The sequence below is a fragment of the Verrucosispora sp. WMMA2121 genome, from assembly GCF_027460185.1.
Lineage (GTDB): Bacteria > Actinomycetota > Actinomycetes > Mycobacteriales > Micromonosporaceae > Micromonospora > Micromonospora palythoicola.
On record NZ_JAPZBH010000006.1, the window covers coordinates 2,282,408 to 2,300,482 of the forward strand.

Sequence of the window (18,075 nt, forward strand, 5' to 3'; positions counted from 1 at the left end):
TCAGCGACGTAGCTCGGGCAGGAGACGGGTGGTGACCTCCACCAGGACCGCCTCGTCACCGGCGTACCAGCTGCTCGCCCGTGGCCAGTGCGTGATCACATCGGTGAAACCGAGCTTCGCCGCCCGCTCCACCTGATCGGCGAAGAACTGCGCGCTGCTCAACGAGAAGACCGGAGCCGAGTCCAGCGAGAGGTAGCGGTCCAGACTGGCCGGATCCCGTCCCTGCGCCGCCAGGGTCGCGTCGAGCCGGCTGGCCAACTCGGCCACCCCGGTCCACCAGTCGCCCAGGTCGTCGACGGCGGGCCCGGTGGTCACCCAGCCCTGCCCGAAGCGGGCCGCGATCCGCATCGACCGAAGTCCGTTGGCGGCCACCACGAACGGCACCCGGGGTTTCTGCACGCAGCCCGGACTGCTCCGCGCGTCGACCGCCGCGAACCAGTCACCCCGCCAGGTGGTGCCGTCTCCCCGTAGGATGGTGTCGAGCAACTCGGTGAACTCGGCGAACCGGTCCACCCGTTGCCGTGGGGGCAGCGTCTCACCGCCGAGGACGGCGGCGTCGAACCCGATGCCGCCCGCGCCGAGGCCGAGCAGCGTCCGCCCGTCGGAGACGTCGTCCAGTGCGGTCACCTGCCGGGCGAAGGCCGCCGGATGCCGGAAGTTCGGTGAGGCGACGAGCGTGCCGAGACGGATCCGCCTGGTCACCGTCGCGGCGGCGGTCAACGTGGTCATCGAGTCGAACCAGGGCCCGTCCACCAGGTCGCGCCAGCCCAGATGGTCGTACGTCCAGGCGTGGTCGAAGCCCCACTCGTCGGCTCGTCGCCACCGGTGCCGCGCCACCGACCAGCGCTGGTCGGGCAGGATCACGATGCCTATCCGCATGATCACGATGGTACGGGGCGCGGTGGGTGACACCGTCGGCGTCGGCGGACGGGGTGCCAGTGGACGGACCGTCGTCCTCGCACGGGTTGCTAGCCGGTCCACACCGGCAACTCGTCGGCCCGCACCAGGCTCATCACCGTGCCGAGTGCCGCCCGCCGATCATCATGGAGCTGATCGACCAGGACGCTGCACCCTACCCAGCTGCTGCCGCACTGCTCGACCAGCTGTCTGGCGGTGAGCGCCTGGCTGCCTGTCTCGATCCAGTCATCCACGAGCAGAACCCGATCGTGAGAGCCAAGTGAGGATCGCTGCAAGCGCAAGGTGTGCGACTGCTGGCGGTAGTCCCGTTCGGCTGCCGCTGTGATCTTGTCGCCAGGAAACAGCCCGTCACGCTTGCGCACCGGAATGAAGCCGACGCCCAACTCCACAGCCGCGGCGCCCCCGAGAAGGAACCCCCGGGACTCGATCCCGCAGATGGCGGTGACATCCGAGGTCCTGAACGGCTCGACCAGACCTGCGACGACATGACGCAGTGCCTTGGCATCGCGGAATATCGCCCACACGTCAGCGTGGCCCTCGATCCATCGGAAGTGCTTCAGGACCAGACCACGTGCGGAGTCGGACATGGTGGGATTGTGGCTGCCCAGCCCTACGACGATCAACGCAATCGCGTCGATGCGGACCGGTCGCGCCGGTTCTGCATTTCACGGCACCGTGTCGTTGCTGTCCCACTGCTGTCGAGAGGTGCGGGTTCGACCGTCGGGGTCGGCGGTGGGCGCCGGAACCGCTGCGGGTGATGGGACTCGGTCATTTCGCGCGCTGCGGAAGTCCTGGTAGCCCATGATGTGCACCGTCTGGGACGGGTTCAGTGCGTAGGGTATCGCCTTGCCGGTCTCGGCGAATCCGAGCTTGTGGTAGAACGCCCGCGCCCGGGGGTTGTCCTCATGGACACCCAGAGTCAGCCACGCCGCGTCGGTGTGGTCGCGGGCGAAGCAGATCGCCGCAGCCATCAGGGCGGCGGCGGGTCCTGCCGGGCCACGGTGCGGCGGGGTGACGTAGACCGCGTAGACGTGGGCGTGGTCGGGAACTTCGGCAAGCGGTGCGACAGCAGCCATCCCGACCCAATCGCCCGCGTCGCCGGTGGCGACGAATGTCGCAGACGAGGCGGAGTTGGCTTCGCGGGCCGCCTCCTGCTGCCAGACTGTGTCGCTGTAGGCGGTCGCCTCGGCGAGTCGCGTGCTGAACGCGGTCGGCGAGTCCTGGAGTGCCTCCAGCCGGATGGCCCTCAGCTGCCGCCATGCTCCGGCGGCGATGCGGCGTACCTGGTAGATCATTGAAGTCCATATCGCTGGGTGGCGTAGCTTGGCGGAACCGATGGCCGTACAGATACTCGCTTCGGTCTGACATGATCATGACGTGCCCGTCCTCGAAGCCCGCCGCTGGTAGTCCACCACCGCCGGGACCCTCCTGGCGGTTCTTGGCTTGCTCTCGGGCTCTTCGTTCACCTGCCCGCCGCCGTGATCCTAGTGACAGCTACGGCAGTGAATCCGCAGCAGACACCCAGACGGACCAAGGGCAAGAAGGCCGGTGAGAAGCCTGGCTAGTGGCCCGTGGCCGCCCGCCGGGCGCTGCTGACCTCGGGAACGCCGAAGGCCCCGGCCGAGACTCCCGTCATGGCCAGGGCCTTTCGCGTGGAGCGGGTGAGGGTCCCTGGTGGCCTGACCTGCCCTCCTGCTGACACCAGCCTGTGGACCCGTAGATTGCCGGGCCGTCGCCGATCCCCGTGAGACGTTGACAGCGAATTGCACATGCCAATATTCTTTGGCATGTGCCGAGGAAAGCTATGCGGATCGCTGACCTGACTGGTGACGAACTGGTGCGGGTGCTTGCAACGCTCGCCAGCCCGCACCGCATGCGTGTCCTCGCTGCGTTGTCCACCGGCCGCAACTACGTCAGTCGGCTAGCCAGGGACTTAGGCATCAGCAGGGCCTTGCTTCAGGTGCACCTCAAACGCCTGGAAAAGGCCGGGCTGGTCTCCGCCCATCTTGAGCTGTCCGAAGACGGCAAAGCGATGAAGTTCTACGAGGTAACGCCGTTCGTGCTGCACCTGACCCCGCAAGCGCTGGTTATCGCGACCGAAACGCTCACGGACACCATCGACGGCGGCGACGCCGCGCTGAACATCGGAAAGGAACGAGAGTAGATGTCGGACCGCATCGTCGAGGAGATCATCATCTTCCTGGTGGTTGGCGCCGTGGTGGTCACCGCCTTGTGGCAGTTCGGAGCCAGCCGGCGGGCTAAAGCCGCATTGGCTCGTGACACCGATTACCGGAAGATCGCCGAACGCGCCATTGCAGCCCAAGAGGCAACCGAAGGCCGGTTGGCCGACGTCACCGGGCAACTGACCGAGATGAACCTGCGGATGGCCGTGATGGAGCGAGTCCTCAAGGACGCCGAATGACCGCCGCGACGGCACGGCCACGTCGCCTGGATGCTCAGCCCGCAGCAGGAAACCGCCTGACGAACTTCGCATTCGCCCTGGCACCCGTCGGTGTCCTCGCCGGCTGGACCGTCATGCGGCTGGGTGCAAACCGCAGCACCGGCGTGGGCTGGGCATTGGCGCACTCAACATGGCTCATCAGCTACGCCCTGTTCGGGATCATCGTGGCTGAGCTGTACCGGCGGATACGAGCGCAACCCGGCGGTGGCAAGGTCGTGGCCATCCTCAGCGCGGGTGCTGCGGCGGCCGGCATCGCGGCTATCGCTGGTCAAATGATTGTCGATCTAGTTGTTGGTCTTGCCGCCTCCGACCGCGCACACATGCACGAGCTGTTCCAACGGGCGTTCAGTGTTGCCGGTGTGCGGCTTGTGCTGTACGAGATCGGGCCGATATTCCTCATCGTCGGTCTTGCCGCGCTGTTCACGCACTTGGCCGTTGAACGCCGGGTCTCCACGCTGACCACTGTCCTAGCCTTAATCGGCATCGTCCTGATCGGGGTGGAGGGTGCCGCTGGCGGAGCGGTGCGGCTGCTACTCATGCCGGCGGGCGCCGGCTGCCTCTGGCTGGCGCTGAACGGATTCAGGCGCACGCACGGGCGCGCTGAGCCGGCAAGAAAGGCAAGGAGCGAGGCGACCTGTGAACCTAGCGGGTCGGGGGCTCCGTCCATGCTGTCGACCGCATCGGGATCGGTTGGTAGGCGCTGGCTCGGTCGACGACCTCGGCCGGCGTCAACTCCGGCGCGACCGTGAAGATCAGGTCCGAGATGTCCGGGTAGCCCAGGTCACGTTCGAGCCGGTCCAGCCAGTCGTTCAGCTCGGCGTCGTCCGCGTAGTCGAGCCGCATGATCCGACCAACGAGGTGGATCGCCTCATCTCGGGTCAGCTTCGCAGGCAAGCCGCCCTCCTCCGACCGGGGCTAATGGCACGGCACTGGCACGCCACGTGATCCTTGACCTTGGAACATCGCAGGCCCCGGCTGGGACTGCCGTCCTGGCCAGGGCCTTCGCGTTGGAGCGGGTGACGGGAATCGAACCCGCACTGTCAGCTTGGGAAGCTGATGTTCTGCCATTGAACTACACCCGCGAGCGGGATCACTCTACCCGAGTCAACCAGGCCGACGCACCCAGGGGCTCCGCTCGGGCGGGCGGGTCGTCCGCGAAGAAGGCAACTTCCCGGCAAATACCCCAAGTTCCTGCGGACGACCCGCCGGAGGCAGCGCCACGTCCACTGCTGCACGGATCTCGGTGACGTCGGGGAGCTCCCGACCCCGAGGATGGGCCGGGAAGAAGTTTCATCACCGCAACATATGGCCATGTTCAAATCTGTCTATCGGTTGTAACGTCTGCCCCACGTTTTCCGCACGACGCGACACAACCCCCGGTCGCGTCGCCAGAAAGAGGTGGGCATATGGGACTGCGTCCCGTCCTGCTGAACCGGCGTACGGCCGGCATCGCATCGACGTCGCTCGCACTGGTGCTCGGCGTGGCCACGGTCGGCCTCCTGCCGGCCGCCACCACGACCGCGAGCCCGGCGGCGGCCGCCTTCACAGCCGACGAGGTGTGTGAGGATCAGACGGGCACCCTGGCCCGGGCCAAGGGTGGCAGCGCCGTCAAGCACGATCCGAACCAGCTGACCCTCGCCCAGGTGCACCAACGCGAGGCCGAGTTCGCCGACATCCTGCAAGAGCGCGCCAAGCGAGTTGGCCAACGCGCATTGAGCGCCCAGGCCGCTGCGGCCTCGGTCACCATCCCGGTCGTGGTGCACGTGATTCGCCGGGACACGACCCGGGCCGGCGGAAACATCCCCGACTCGATGATCCAGTCCCAGATCAACGTGCTCAACCAGTCGTTCAGCGGTGCGACGGGTGGCGCCGCGACCGCCTTCGCGTTCCAGTTGCAGAGCATCAACCGGGTGACCAACTCGTCGTGGTACCCGATCCGGCAGGGCTCGTCGGCCGAGCGGCAGATGAAGACCCAGCTGCGGCAGGGCAACAAGGCGACGCTCAACATCTACCTCGGCGCGCTCAGCAACAACCTGCTCGGCTGGGCGACCTTCCCGCAGCGCAACCTGAACGTGATGGATGGCGTGGTGGTGCTCAGCGAGTCACTGCCCGGTGGCACCGCCACCAACTACAACCAGGGTGACACCGGCACCCACGAGGTCGGCCACTGGCTGAACCTCTACCACACCTTCCAGGGCGGCTGCTCGGGCAGCGGTGACCAGGTGTCGGACACCCCGGCCGAGGCCTCGCCGGCCAGCGGCTGCCCGACCGGCCGGGACACCTGCTCAAGCTCGGGCCTCGACCCGATCACGAACTTCATGGACTACTCGTACGACGGCTGCATGTACCAGTTCACCTCGGGCCAGGCCACCCGCATGATCAACGCCTGGAACTCCTACCGCGCGGCGTAGCGCGAGCGTCGCACCGCGTACCGCGGGTGCCGGCTCCGTCGGACGGGGCCGGCACCTGCGCGTGTGGGTCAGGCGGCGCGGCGGTGATGCCGCCCGGAGTGGGCCGGCACCGGGCGCGTGGCCTGGGGTGTGGCGCCCGCCGGGTCGAGCCAGACCTGGACCGCCGGATGCGACGCCAGCTCGCTCGGCCCAGCCACCGACTGCTCCCGTCGAGCCAACATCGCCACGTCGACGGTGAACTCGAACAGGCGCCAGTCGGCGTGCGGGGCGGCCCGCGCCGCGAACGCCAGCCGGGCGACGGTGGCGTCGTCGGTGACGGGCCGGGCCCGCCCGGCCACGTACGCCTCGTCGTCGCTCTCCTCCGGCGGGAACGAGTGCAGCGCGTAACGACCGTCGCGTTCCAGGTCGCGCCGCTTCGGTGAGTCGATGACGAAGCAGTAGAGACCGTCGTCGGTGATCACCGGGGAGACCGGGTGCACCCGGGGTCCGCCGTCGGCGCGGACCGTGGCCAGGTAGCCGAAGCCCGGGCCGTACTGCTGCATGAGAAGGCGGATCCCGTTGGCGAGTCGAGGCTCGTCAGCGGCGAATTCGGACCAGGAAGCCATGCCGACATCCTATCGAACACACGTTCGAAGCGGGTAGTCCGACACGCGTGTCACATACCGGCAGCTATGGTGTGGCGATGCTGCTCTCCGACCGCGACCTGGTCTCCGAGATCAAGGCGGGCACCCTGGCGCTCGAACCGTTCGAGCCCACCCTGGTGCAGCCCTCCAGCATCGACGTACGTCTGGACAAACTCTTCCGGGTCTTCAACAACCACCTCTACACCCACATCGACCCGGCAACCCGGCAGGACGACCTCACCTCGGCCGTCGAGGTGCCCGACGGCCAGGCGTTCGTGCTGCACCCGGGCGAGTTCGTACTCGCCTCCACGCTCGAGGTCATCTCGCTGGGCGACCAGCTCGCCGGCCGCCTCGAAGGCAAGTCCAGCCTGGGACGACTCGGCCTGCTCACCCACTCCACCGCCGGCTTCATCGACCCCGGCTTCTCCGGTCACGTCACCCTGGAACTGTCCAACGTGGCAAACCTGCCGATCACCCTCTGGCCCGGGATGAAGATCGGGCAGCTCTGTATCTTCCGGCTCTCCTCACCGGCCGAGCACCCGTACGGCTCGGCCGTCTACGGTTCCCGCTACCAGGGTCAGCGCGGCCCGACGCCCAGTCGTGCCTGGCAGAGCTGGCGCACGTGGCCCACCCGCTGATACCGGCGATCCTCAGCCGGGCCGGCCGAAACTGTGCACCGGGCTGTTGTCCAGCCGCTTCATCTTGACCGGTTGACCCGCCCGGGAGGCGTGCACCACCCAGCCGCCGCCGACGTACATCCCGACATGGTGCAGGTCCCGGTAGTAGAAGACCAGGTCGCCGGGGCGCAGCGCGCCACGGCTTACCGACTTGGTGACCCGACGCTGCCGCGCCGCGTTGTGCGGCAGTGCGACACCGGCCCGCGACCAGGCGGCCAACATCAGCCCGGAACAGTCGTACGCATCGGGCCCCTCGGCGCCCCAGGAGTACGGCTTGCCGATCTGGGCGCAGGCGAAGGTGACCGCCTCGCCGGCCGCTCCGCCCGGGTAGCTGGCCGGGCAGGGCGCCGGCCGTAGCGGGCCACCACCACCCTTCCCGTACGCCCGCAGCCGGAGCCGCTGCAACCTGTCGATCTCGGCGTCGATTCGTCGCCGCCGCTCGGCGAGATCGGCCTCGGTGCGGGTCAGCTCGCCGATCGTGCGGTCCAGGCCGGCCTTGGTCTCGGCGAGTTCGTCGCGCAGTTCGCTCGCGTGCCGCACGTCCTGCTGCTGCACGCGGGCGTACCGGTCGAGCAGGCCGAGCTGCTCGACCACCTCGCCCGGCGACCGGCTACCGAGCAGCGTGTTGACGAAGCGGACCTGTTCGCCCTTGTACGCGCGGGCAGCGAGCTTGCCGACCCGGTCCATGGCCTCGGCCACCTGGCGTTGCAGCGGTGCCATCCTGGCGGCCAGCGCGTCCGCCTCCCGCCGCTTGCCGGCCAGGTCCTGCCGGGTCGCGTTGTGCTGCTCGATGACGGGTTCGAGCCGATTCCAGTCCTCGTCGATCTGGCGCTCGATGTCGGCGACCGTGGGCTCGGCCCGGGCCTCCGTCGTGCCGCCGACCAGCATCACGGCGGTCGCGGCCAGGCCAGCGATGATGCAGCGGTACCAGCTGGAACGCGGCGAGTCCGTCGATCGGCCGGGCATTGCCGGCGGCGACGACGGTGGCCGCGGGGCATGGTCTGCCACCGGGCTCAGCACTCCTTCTTCCGCTACCGCCTACCGGGTTAGCTGACGGGTTCGGGCGGGAAGGGGCGCCCTACCGTGACCGGCACGGATTCACCCCGGGTACCTGGTTCCCCGGCTCGCTGACGAGCGATTCGGCGGTGTCGGACCGTTACCGCCCGGGCTGGGCGGACCTGCCAGCGGCCGACGATTGCCCAGCGTAGGGACGATCGGCGTCGATACGCAACAGATCCACACCGTCACTGTGGGTGCTTACATCCGACAGTGGCGAGGGCCCCCGTCGACTTGACCGGGGGCCCTCGGGCGTTCCTGCGCGACCGCTCAGCGGACGCGGTGGCGGCTCAGCCGGGTCGGCGGAAACCGGCGACCGGCATGGTCGTGATGGGCGAGACGTTCACCGGCTTGCCGGCGCGAGCCGCGTGCACCATCTGGTTGTTGCCCAGGTACAACCCGACGTGACTCACGTCGCTGCGGAAGAAGACCAGATCGCCGGGACGGGCGTCGGCGCGGGAGACGGCCTTGCCCTCGTTCCACTGGGCACCGGTGAAGTGGGTGAGGTAGATGCCCGCGGCCTTGTACGCGTACTGGGTCAGACCCGAGCAGTCGAACGAGTTCGGGCCGGTGGCGCCCCAGACGTACGGCTTGCCGACCTGGGCGCACGCGGTCCGGATGGCCGTGCGGGCGGCGTCGCTGACCACACCGTTGATGGTCGGGCAGTTGGTGGTCTTCACCGTGGTCACCGGCAGCGACCTCTCCAGCCGCTTGATCTCGGCGTCGATCTGCTTCTTCTTCGCCGCCAGCTGCTTCTGCTTCGCCTCCTGGTCGGCGATCAGGGCGTCGAGCTTGGCCTTCTGGTCGTCGTACTTCTTGCGGATCTTCATGACGCCTTCGAGCTCGCGGCGCTCCTGCGAGGCGAGCCGGTCGAGGAAGGCCATCTGCTCGCCGAGCTCGTTCGGCTTCGAGTTGAGCAGGACGACACCGATCTCCTTGGACGGGCCGGTCATGTAGTAGCGGGAGGCGAGGTCGGCCACCCGGTTCATCGCCAGCTCGGTCTCCAGGGCCAGCGGCTGGATCTTCTTCTCCAGGCTCTTCGACTTCTGCTTGTTGACCCGCAGCTGGGAGCGCACCTTGTTGTACTGCTCGATGGTGGGCTCCAGCTTCTGCCACTGCTTGTCGATCTGGGCCTCGATCTCGTCGACCGAGGGCTCGGCGTACGCGGGGGCGGCGAGCAGGCCGGCACCGACCGCGGCGGCGGCTACCAGGACGACCAGCCCGCGGGCGGCCCTACGCAGGCCACCCGGACGGGATCGTCCCGGCGCACGACGATGGAGGGGCATGGTTGCCACCGGCAGCGTCTCCTTTGCAACCGACCACCGGGCGTCCCGCGAGAGGTAAGTGGCGGGATCCGACGACCCATGGCGGTCGGTGCCCCACATTAGGGAACGGTAGGTGGGGAATCAAGGCGACCAACGGCTCATTCACCTTTGCGCGACGGTACGCACACTAAGGGTGTCGGCCGATTCGTTATAGTCACGTACGCCAATACAAAACCGGGCGGGGCGGCACTGGATAGGGGTGCCGCCCCGCCCGGTGCGTCCGGGCCGGTCAGCCGGCCACCGGCGTGGTCTCCTCGGCGCCGCCGACCTGCTCGGGCTTGACCGAGCGGAGCAGAACGCTGGCCACGTCGATGACCTCGACCTGTTCTCCGGCACCCTTGCCGTTCACCCCGTCGGTGAGCATCGTCGAACAGAACGGACAACCGACGGCGACCGTCCTCGCCCCGGTGGACATGGCCTCCTCGACCCGGTCCACGTTGATCCGCTTGCCGATGCGCTCCTCCATCCACATGCGGGCACCACCCGCACCGCAGCAGAAGGAGCGCTCGCTGTTACGCGGCATCTCGGTCAGCTCACCCTCGATCGCGCTGCCCAGCACCTCGCGCGGCGGGCTGAATACCCGGTTGTGCCGGCCCAGGTAACACGGGTCGTGGTAGGTGACGCCGCCGTCGACCGGCTGCACCGGGGTGAGCTTGCCGGTGGCGACCAGGTGGGCCAGCAACTGGGTGTGGTGCACCACCTCGAACTCGCCGCCCAGCTGGCCGTACTCGTTGCCCAGGGTGTTGAAGCAGTGCGGGCACGTTGCGACGATCTTGCGCTTGGCCTTCTCCCGGCCCTCGAACGCTTCGTTCAGGGTCTCGACGTTCTGCTGGGCCAGCATCTGGAAGACGAACTCGTTGCCGATCCGGCGGGCCGGGTCACCGGAGCAGGTCTCCCCCTCGCCGAGGATGGCGAACGAGACGCCGGCCTCGTTGAGCAGGGTCGCGACGGCCCGGGTGGTCTTCTTCGCCCGGTCCTCGAACGCACCGGCACAGCCCACCCAGAACAGGTACTCGAAGTCCTCGACCTCGCCGACCCGGGGCACCTCGAAGTCGAGGCCCTTGGTCCAGTCCTCCCGGGTGTTCTGCGGCGCGCCCCACGGGTTGCCCTTGTTCTCCAGGTTGCGCAGCATCACGCCGGCCTCGGAGGGGAAGCTGGACTCGATGAGCACCTGGTAGCGGCGCATGTCGACGATGTGGTCGACGTGCTCGATGTCGACCGGGCACTGTTCGACGCAGGCACCGCAGGTGGTGCAGGACCAGAGCACGTCGGGGTCGATGACGCCGCCGGACTCGGCGTCGCCGATCAGCGGCTTCTCCGCCTCGGCGAGAGCCAGCACGTCGAGGTGGGCGAGCTGCGCGGCAGTGGCCTTCTCCTCACCGGTGAGGTCCTTGCCACCACCGGCCAGCAGGTAGGGCGCCTTGGCGTACGCGTGGTCACGCAGACTGAGCACCAGCAGCTTCGGCGACAGCGGCTTTCCGGTGTTCCACGCCGGGCACTGCGACTGGCAGCGACCGCACTCGGTACAGGTGCTGAAGTCCAGCAGCCCCTTCCAGGTGAACTGCTCGACCTGGGCGACGCCGAATTGGTCCTTCTCCGGGTCGGCCTCCTCGAAGTCGAGCGGCTTGCCGTCGCTCATCATCGGCCGCAGCGCGCCGAGGCCGGAGCCGGCCGCACCCGGCTTGCGCTTGAAGAAGATGTTGGGGAAGGCGAGGAAACGGTGCCAGGCGACACCCATCGTCACGTTCAGGGAGATCACGATGACCCAGACCATCGAGATCGAGATCTTGATGAGCGCGGCGACGCTGACACCGGACTCCCAGCCCGGCAGCAGGGCACCGACCGCGTGACTGAGCGGGGTGGCCCAGGTGGGGTACTCGAAGTGGTCGGTGGCCACCTTGAAGCCGCGGATCAGAAAACCCATGACCAGTACGGCGAGGACGACCGCCTCGACGAAGTAGCCCTGCCACATGGTGGAGCCGGTGAACCGCGACCGGCGTCCCGCCCGGTTCGGCCGGTTCGCCACCCGGATCGCGATCAGGACCCCGATGCCGACCACGCCCAGAATGCCGATCCACTCGGTGACCAGCCCGTAGAGCGTCCAGGAACCGATGAGCGGCAGCCCGCCGGTCGGCGACACCACCTCGAAGTACGCCTCAAGCACCAGCAGCGACAGCACGATGAAGCCGACCATCACGAACCAGTGCGCCGCGCCCACCACGCTCCAGCGGAGCATCCGGGTGTGCCCGGCTGTCTCGGCCAGCATGGTCCTGGTGCGGCTGACCTTGTCGCCGGAACGGGTCGGATCGGGCTGACCCAGCCGGATGACGGCCACCATCTTCGAGACCGCGCGTACCGCAAGCCACACCGCAACGGCGGTGATGGCGGCCGCGAGGATCGTGGTGACGATCTGGACGCTGCCCATCGAGTTGGCCTCCCGGTCTGCTGCCTGTCGAGCGGCTCGGCGACCGGGGCGTCGGTGCGATCGGTCGACCCAACGCCGCCGCACCTCAACCTGATCGGTCGATGACCTCGCTCCGCTCGGTCATGCAGTGCAGCCTACGCGCAAGGTTACCCAGCAGTAACGTGAGTCATCTCGCACTCCGGGCCACGCTGCCCTGCGCACACCTTAGGAGGCCGGCGGCACCGCCGCTCGGGCGGGCCGCCGGTGGTGGTGCCGGGCAGTCACGGCTTCGAGCTGCGGGTCAGCGCCAGCGGGAGAGCACGATCAGGGAGGCGACCATCGCGCCGAACCCGACCGCCAGGTTCCAGTACCCCAGCTCCATGACCGGGTACTCCTGCTCGGAGAGGTAGTAGACCACCAGCCAGCCGATGCCGAAGACGATCAGCGACACCGCCAGAACCGGCAGCCACACCGGGCTGGGCTTGTTGGTTGCCGCGGTCGTCGCCGTCGGGCGGACGTCCGTGGGCGGGGTGTACACCTTCTTCTTGCGGACCTGAGACTTGGGCACGGCGCTCTCCAGAGGGGTTACGACCTCGTCCGGCCTGACAACCGGGCGCGAGGGCGACGGTCCATGGCCAATAATGTTCGACAGCTAGCGTAGTCCGGAAGACCCGTCCGATCCACGAATGAGGTGAGACCGGTACCGGGCAGCATTGGAAATCGGACTCAGGACGACCGGCGCCGCGCCCCACACCGGGTAGCGTCGGAGCGGAAGAGCAGGGGGACTGGCCCGTGGAGTACACGTCCGGCGCAGCGTCGTGGCAGAAGGCGCTGCGACGACTCGTCGCCGGGTTGCTGCCTCGGCGGCCACGTCAGCGCCGCCCGTTCTGGTCGGTCGGTGTGCCGCTGATCGCCCTGGCCGCGGGCCTGCTGTTCACCACGACGGCCACCACGGCGGGCGGCACCGCCCTGCGGGAGGACCGCCGACCCCAACTGACCGAGCTGATCGAGGATCGGCGCGCGCAGGTGGCGGCCAACGAGCAGCGCGCCGCCACGCTGCGCGGCGAGGTGGAGAGCCGGACGGCCGTCCTGGCCAACTCGAACGGCCCGATCCGGGAACAGCAGCAGCGGGCCGACGCCAACCGGGCCGAGGCCGGCTTCACCGCCCTCACCGGCCCCGGTCTGACCGTCGAGCTCAACGACGCGCCGCAGTTGAGCAACCTGCCCGAAGGAGCCTCCAACGATGACCTGGTCGTCCATCAGGGCGACGTGCAGGCGGTGGTCAACGCGCTCTGGGCCGGTGGTGCCGAGGCGATGTCAATCATGAACGTGCGCGTCCTGGCGACCAGCGCGGTACGCTGCGTGGGTAACACCCTGCTGTTGCACGGCCGGGTGTACTCCCCACCTTTCAAGATCGTAGCAATTGGCGATCCCGCCGCACTCCGGCAGGCCCTCGCCGCTTCCGAGGGAGTCCGGTGGTTCAGGGACGCGGTCAACAACTACCAACTTGGCTACTCGGAGACCGCTGGCAACGTCACGGTGCCCGCCTTCGAGGACTCCACCACCCTGCGTTCGGCGACCGTGCCGGCGGTGCCGCAGTGAGCCCGCAGTGAGCCCGCAGTCCGACGGTCGGCACCGCGACCAGACCGACGAGCCCACCGCCTTCCTACCCAAGGTCGATCGGGCCGAGTCCGCCGACGCCCGGGCGGCGGGAGCCTGGCCCGACCCGGTGCTGCCCACCCGGTCCGGACCGTCCCCGGCACCGCACGACCCGCCACCGACCGCAGCTCCGCGGCCGACCGATCAGGCTGCCGCCGGGGGCCGACCGCCGGACGGCCAGCGGCCGACCAACTCCGGTCGTTTCGACGGGACCGCCGAGCCCACCTCGCCCGCCGGCTCCGGCCGATGGGACCCGGCACCACCGGCGGAATCACCCGCTCGGACCACGGCCGGACCGGGCACACCGGGCGGCTGGACCGCACCTGCGGCGCCGGAGCGGGCCGGCGCGCCGGCGGTCGAGCGCCGAAGTGCCGGCCCGGGCCAGGAGCAGCCGACCGCGCCCGGACGTCGGGACACCGCGCCCACCAGTGACCACCGGGCGAACCAGTGGGACACCCCCGCGAGCACCGGTCGTGGTGCCAACCAGTGGGATCCGGCACCGAATGGGCAGCGTCCGGCGGATCCCGACCGTACGGCGAACCAGTGGGACTCGGTGCCCGGTCCGGTTCGTGGCGCATCCGGTCGGCCGCAGAGCGCGGGAGACAACGACCAGTGGCATGGCGTGCCCCTGCCGTCGGGTCAGCCGGACATTCCGGTGGGGCCCACGCCGTGGCACGGCGCCTTCCAGCCCGCCCGGGGTGCGGGCGACCCGCAACAGCCGAGCAGCACCCGCCCGGCCGGCGCGGACGCCGGTCACCCGGGTGCCACCGGCACCGCCGGCCGGCCGGGGTGGCCGAGTCCGGCCGACACCGCGGCCCGACCGGACATCGGCGAGGCCGCCGGCACCCCGCCGCCCTGGCCCGGCAGCCAAGCCCAATCGTCCGGTCCGAGCCGGTCCGGCACCGGAACGGCGCAACCCCGCGGCGGCCCGGTCCGGCCCAACGGCGAGCAGCCGAGACAGCCCGCCGAGACCACGCAACCTGTCGCGGTACGGCCGGCCACGCCACCGTCCGGTTCGGCAGCGCAGTCGTCCCAGCCCGTGCCGGCACCACAGTTCGGGGCACCCTACGGCGAGCAGACGCCCCGTCCCGGATCCGGTCCGGCAGCCCCGGCCCCGCACGCGCCGCGTCCCGGAGCCGGTCTGGCAGCTCCGGCCCCGCACGCGCCGCGCCCCGGTGCCGCGCAGCCTGCCGGCGCAGCGCCGGCACCGCACGCGCCGTACCTCGGACCGGCGGGCAACAGCGGGGCGGCGCAGCCATCGCATCCCGGACGGCCGGGCCCGAACGGCCCATCAATGCAGCCGTCCCAGGCTGGCCAGGACAGATCGGCACCGCATGTGGCGCGCCCCGAGCCGACCGGCGAGGACCGGCCCGGCCGCAGCGGCCCGGCGTACCCGGCGGTGCCAGGTCAGCCGCCGGCCACACCGTCCTGGTCGGCTGAAGGTCGGCGCACGCCCGCTGTCGAGCCGGCACGGCAGTCGGCGGAACGCGCACCCGGTCAGGGTGACTGGTCCGGTGAGGGCCCGACCGCACTGATACCGAAGGTCGGCGACGTCGCCGGCTCGGCTGATGGCGGCCGGGGGACGGAGTCGACCAGGGCGACTCGGGCGACGAACGGCCATCCCGGCACCGCGGCCGTGCCGGGCAGCCTGGCGGCCACGGACCGTCCGATCAACCCCACCTCGGGTCAGCAGGCCCGCCCGGCGGCATCCGGCCAGCCGACGGCACCAGGGCAAGCTGCCGCACCCGGCCAACCGTCCGCGTCGGGCCAGCCGTCCGCGCCGGGCCGGTCGGCCGACCCGGCGGCGACCGCTCTCATCCCGGCGGTCACCGGAGCCAGGCCGAGCGCTCCGCCGGTACTGGACTCGACCGCCCTGATGGGTGCCGTACCTCGACCGCCCAGGAGCGAAGAACCATCGGACGGTGCCGACCAGCCCGCCGAGGCACCGAAGCCGCGGCGCGGCGACCGGGTGGTGCAACTGCGCCCCCACCAGACGGGTGAGGGCTACAAGAGCGTCTACTCGGAGCTGACCCGGCCGTCGCTGTGGTCCCGGGTACGCACCGGTCTCCGGTTCAGCGGCGAACTGCTGATCACCTTCGGCCTGGTGGTGCTGCTCTTCGCCGGCTACGAGATCTGGGGCAAGTCGGCGATCGTCGACGCCCACCAGGGCGAGCTGAGCGAGCAGTTGGCCCAGGCGTGGGCACCCGAGCCGGTGACGGACCCGACGGTGTCCGCGTCGGCCAGCCCGTCCGCCAAGCCGAAACCGGCGGTGCAGGGCACCCCGATCGCCGGCCTCTACATTCCGAAGTTCGACAAGGAATGGATCGTGGTCGAGGGGGTCGGTCAGCAGGACATCCGGTACGCGCCGGGGCACTACCCGGACAGCGCCATGCCGGGCCAGGTCGGCAACTTCTCCGTGGCCGGGCACCGGAACCGGGCCACCTTCTGGCGACTGGACGAGTTGCGCGAGGGCGATCCGATCCTGGTCGAGGGCCGCAACGAGTGGTACGTCTACCAGGTGACCGAGAGCCTGGTCGTCAAGCCGACCCAGGTCGAGGTGGTGGCTCCGGTGCCGGGTCGGCCGGGAGAGAAGCCGACCAAACGGATGCTGACCCTGACCACCTGCAACCCAAAGTTCGACAATTACGAGCGGTTGATCATTCACGCCGAGTTGACGCGTACCCAGCCGAAGGCCGAGGGACGCCCGGCGGAGCTGGGGACCTGACGATGTACGCCTGGATCTGGCGCAAGCTGCCCTTCGGGCTGCCCGGCAAGCTCGTCGGCAGCCTACTGCTCGCCACCACCATGGTGGCGTTGCTGTGGTACGTGGTGTTTCCCTGGGCGGAACCGCTGCTGCCCTTCGACGACGTGCAGGTCACCCAGGAGGACTCCGGCGTACCGGGCGCACCGGACGGCGACGTCGGGCCCGGTGACGACGGCGCGGTCGACGACGCCCCACCGGGCGACGAGCACGACCTGCCGTACGACACCGACCGGAACAACACGCCGCCGCCGGACGAGGACGAGTGAGCCCGATGCGCGTCCTGGTGATCGACAACTACGACTCGTTCGTCTTCAACCTCGTGCAGTACCTCGGCCAACTCGGCGTGGAGTGTGAGGTGCGCCGCAACGACGAGATCGAGGTGACCGAGGTCGGCCGGGTCGGCGCGGCCGGTGTCCTGCTCTCCCCGGGTCCGGGCACGCCCGACCGGGCCGGCATCTGCCTCGACGTGATCCGCCAGTACGCCGGCGAGCTGCCGATCTTCGGGGTGTGCCTGGGTCACCAGGCCATCGGCGAGGCGTTCGGGGCGACCGTCACCCGCGCCCCGGAGCTGCTGCACGGCAAGACCTCGGAGGTCCGGCACGACGACACCGGCGTACTGGCCGGGCTGCCCGATCCGTTCACGGCGACCCGCTACCACTCGCTCGCCGTGCTGCGGGAGACGCTGCCGGCCGAGCTGGAGGTGACCGGCTGGACGGCCTCCGGGATCGTGATGGCGATGCGGCACCGCACGCTGCCGATCGAGGGCGTCCAGTTCCATCCCGAGTCGGTGCTGACCGAGGGCGGGCACCTGATGCTGGCCAACTGGCTCGCCGCCTGCGGGCACCCGGAAGCGCTGGAACGCGCCCCGGAGCTTGCCGCCGAGGTCGACGCCCGTCGCCGGGCCGCCTTCGCCACCACCTGAGGATCAGGTCTCGCGGTCGGCCCGCCGGTCCTGGTGATCAGGAGCGAACCGCCAGCCAGATCACGCCCACAGCCTCCCGGATCCCGCATTCCGCCAGGGACGCATCGACCGCCGTGGGCGCTCCGGCAGCGTCACGACCGGAGACCGTAACCGGTGTCATCGGGCGGAGCCGCAGGGCGGTCAGCGGGTCAGGGCGTCGGAAATGGCGGGGTCGGCGGGTGAGCTGACGGCCGGTGGCCGGTCGCGGACCGCGTCCCAGGCCGCCTTCCCGCTGGCGAGGTAGTCCCGGGCCGCCTTGCGCACCAGCAGGCCGGTGCCGCAGCCCGAGCAGCGGGCGGTCACCCCGTCGGCGTCGATGCCGACGTGCCGGCACAGCGTCACCGCCCGGGACAGGTGGTAGGACTGGGTGACGATCAGCGCACGCTCGATCCCGTAAACCTGACGGGCCCGCAGGCAACTGTCGTACGTGTCCAGGCCGTGCGGGTCGGCGACGACGCGCTGCGGATCCACGCCGAGCCGTTCGGTCAGGTGGGCGGCCATGATCGCCGGTTCGTCGCCGGACTCGCCCGCGCCGTCGCCGGAGACGAGCACCACCCGGGCCTTACCGCTGCCCACCAGCTCGGCGGCGATCTCCAGCCGACCGGCGAGCCGGACGCCCGGTTGCCGGCCGTCCTCCGTCACGGCGGTACCCAGCACGATCACCACGTCGGCGGCCGGTGCCTCGACGGCAGCGTGGACGTGGCCGCGCGCACCGGCGGTCGTCCAGAGCCAGGGCAGGCTGGCGACCAGCAGCGCGGCCAGCGCCGGCACGGCCAGCAGAAGCAGGCGGCGTCGCCGACGTCTCACCCGGTCGAC

Annotated in this window: 19 protein-coding genes, 1 tRNA gene and 1 riboswitch; of the genes, 8 read left to right on the top strand and 12 right to left on the bottom strand. The window is 69.9% G+C overall.

Features of this window, described 5'->3' with window-relative positions; genetic code table 11:
- The 3 genes from O7605_RS19390 to O7605_RS19400 all read right to left on the bottom strand — a co-directional run bounded on the left by O7605_RS19390 (window position 1) and on the right by O7605_RS19400 (window position 2,213).
- Window positions 1–879 (bottom strand): LLM class flavin-dependent oxidoreductase, encoded by an 879-nt coding sequence (locus O7605_RS19390; protein ID WP_269740480.1) that lies wholly within the window; start codon window positions 877–879, stop codon window positions 1–3.
- An 89-nt stretch (window positions 880–968) separates the two neighbouring features.
- Window positions 969–1,505 carry a phosphoribosyltransferase family protein gene (locus tag O7605_RS19395; RefSeq protein ID WP_269740481.1) on the bottom strand — a complete coding sequence of 179 codons (537 nt, stop codon included), beginning with the start codon at window positions 1,503–1,505 and terminating at the stop codon, window positions 969–971.
- Window positions 1,506–1,583: 78 nt separating this feature from the next.
- Window positions 1,584–2,213, bottom strand: coding sequence for a GNAT family N-acetyltransferase (locus O7605_RS19400; RefSeq protein WP_269740482.1), 630 nt, complete (start codon window positions 2,211–2,213; stop codon window positions 1,584–1,586).
- Window positions 2,214–2,722: 509 nt separating this feature from the next.
- Here O7605_RS19400 and O7605_RS19405 point away from each other — a divergent pair.
- Together O7605_RS19405 and O7605_RS19410 are read left to right on the top strand one after the other, a co-directional pair.
- On the top strand, window positions 2,723–3,082 hold the full coding sequence (locus tag O7605_RS19405; protein ID WP_269740483.1) for an ArsR/SmtB family transcription factor: 360 nt from the start codon (window positions 2,723–2,725) through the stop codon (window positions 3,080–3,082).
- On the top strand, window positions 3,083–3,340 hold the full coding sequence (locus tag O7605_RS19410; protein ID WP_269740484.1) for a hypothetical protein: 258 nt from the start codon (window positions 3,083–3,085) through the stop codon (window positions 3,338–3,340).
- 323 nt (window positions 3,341–3,663) lie between these two features.
- On the opposite strand, the gene O7605_RS19415 is transcribed toward O7605_RS19410, so the two are convergent.
- The 3 genes from O7605_RS19415 to O7605_RS19425 all read right to left on the bottom strand — a co-directional run bounded on the left by O7605_RS19415 (window position 3,664) and on the right by O7605_RS19425 (window position 4,461).
- Window positions 3,664–3,807, bottom strand: coding sequence for a hypothetical protein (locus O7605_RS19415; RefSeq protein WP_269740485.1), 144 nt, complete (start codon window positions 3,805–3,807; stop codon window positions 3,664–3,666).
- A gap of 214 nt (window positions 3,808–4,021) precedes the next feature.
- Window positions 4,022–4,273 carry an e9imm peptide gene (locus O7605_RS19420; protein WP_269740486.1) on the bottom strand — a complete coding sequence of 84 codons (252 nt, stop codon included), beginning with the start codon at window positions 4,271–4,273 and terminating at the stop codon, window positions 4,022–4,024.
- A 114-nt stretch (window positions 4,274–4,387) separates the two neighbouring features.
- Window positions 4,388–4,461 (bottom strand) — tRNA-Gly (locus tag O7605_RS19425).
- A gap of 324 nt (window positions 4,462–4,785) precedes the next feature.
- On the opposite strand from O7605_RS19425, the gene O7605_RS19430 reads away from it, so the two are divergent.
- Window positions 4,786–5,790, top strand: a complete 1,005-nt coding sequence (locus O7605_RS19430) for a zinc metalloprotease (protein ID WP_269740487.1) — start codon at window positions 4,786–4,788, stop codon at window positions 5,788–5,790.
- A 68-nt stretch (window positions 5,791–5,858) separates the two neighbouring features.
- Here the strand turns inward: O7605_RS19430 and O7605_RS19435 are convergent, their stop codons facing one another.
- Window positions 5,859–6,395, bottom strand: coding sequence for a pyridoxamine 5'-phosphate oxidase family protein (locus O7605_RS19435; RefSeq protein WP_332317138.1), 537 nt, complete (start codon window positions 6,393–6,395; stop codon window positions 5,859–5,861).
- Between the two features lie 77 nt (window positions 6,396–6,472).
- Here O7605_RS19435 and dcd point away from each other — a divergent pair, with 77 nt between their 5' ends.
- On the top strand, window positions 6,473–7,051 hold the full coding sequence (gene dcd / locus O7605_RS19440) for a dCTP deaminase (RefSeq protein ID WP_093409429.1): 579 nt from the start codon (window positions 6,473–6,475) through the stop codon (window positions 7,049–7,051).
- A 12-nt stretch (window positions 7,052–7,063) separates the two neighbouring features.
- On the opposite strand, the gene O7605_RS19445 is transcribed toward dcd, so the two are convergent.
- The 4 genes from O7605_RS19445 to O7605_RS19460 form a co-directional block, all read right to left on the bottom strand.
- Complete coding sequence (locus O7605_RS19445) at window positions 7,064–8,098, bottom strand: NlpC/P60 family protein (RefSeq protein ID WP_269740488.1); 1,035 nt, start codon at window positions 8,096–8,098, stop codon at window positions 7,064–7,066.
- A gap of 12 nt (window positions 8,099–8,110) precedes the next feature.
- A riboswitch (cyclic di-AMP (ydaO/yuaA leader) is annotated at window positions 8,111–8,245 on the bottom strand.
- A gap of 191 nt (window positions 8,246–8,436) precedes the next feature.
- Window positions 8,437–9,432, bottom strand: coding sequence for a C40 family peptidase (locus tag O7605_RS19450; protein WP_269740489.1), 996 nt, complete (start codon window positions 9,430–9,432; stop codon window positions 8,437–8,439).
- A 268-nt stretch (window positions 9,433–9,700) separates the two neighbouring features.
- On the bottom strand, window positions 9,701–11,896 hold the full coding sequence (locus O7605_RS19455; protein WP_269740490.1) for a (Fe-S)-binding protein: 2,196 nt from the start codon (window positions 11,894–11,896) through the stop codon (window positions 9,701–9,703).
- 280 nt (window positions 11,897–12,176) lie between these two features.
- Window positions 12,177–12,443, bottom strand: coding sequence for a cell division protein CrgA (locus O7605_RS19460; protein ID WP_093409169.1), 267 nt, complete (start codon window positions 12,441–12,443; stop codon window positions 12,177–12,179).
- A gap of 224 nt (window positions 12,444–12,667) precedes the next feature.
- Here O7605_RS19460 and O7605_RS19465 point away from each other — a divergent pair, with 224 nt between their 5' ends.
- The 4 genes from O7605_RS19465 to O7605_RS19480 are packed head-to-tail and all read left to right on the top strand — an operon-like array spanning window position 12,668 to window position 17,220.
- Complete coding sequence (locus tag O7605_RS19465) at window positions 12,668–13,477, top strand: DUF881 domain-containing protein (RefSeq protein WP_269740491.1); 810 nt, start codon at window positions 12,668–12,670, stop codon at window positions 13,475–13,477.
- 7 nt (window positions 13,478–13,484) lie between these two features.
- Window positions 13,485–16,259 carry a class E sortase gene (locus O7605_RS32155; RefSeq protein WP_443083945.1) on the top strand — a complete coding sequence of 925 codons (2,775 nt, stop codon included), beginning with the start codon at window positions 13,485–13,487 and terminating at the stop codon, window positions 16,257–16,259.
- A gap of 2 nt (window positions 16,260–16,261) precedes the next feature.
- The gene (locus O7605_RS19475; protein WP_210822603.1) at window positions 16,262–16,564 is read left to right on the top strand and encodes a hypothetical protein; all 303 of its coding nucleotides are present in this window, start codon (window positions 16,262–16,264) and stop codon (window positions 16,562–16,564) included.
- 5 nt (window positions 16,565–16,569) lie between these two features.
- Window positions 16,570–17,220 (top strand): aminodeoxychorismate/anthranilate synthase component II, encoded by a 651-nt coding sequence (locus O7605_RS19480; protein WP_269740492.1) that lies wholly within the window; start codon window positions 16,570–16,572, stop codon window positions 17,218–17,220.
- A gap of 180 nt (window positions 17,221–17,400) precedes the next feature.
- On the opposite strand, the gene O7605_RS19485 is transcribed toward O7605_RS19480, so the two are convergent.
- Entirely contained in the window at window positions 17,401–18,066 is a 666-nt protein-coding gene (locus O7605_RS19485; protein WP_269740493.1) for a SanA/YdcF family protein, read from the bottom strand.
- Window positions 18,067–18,075: the final 9 nt, after the last annotated feature.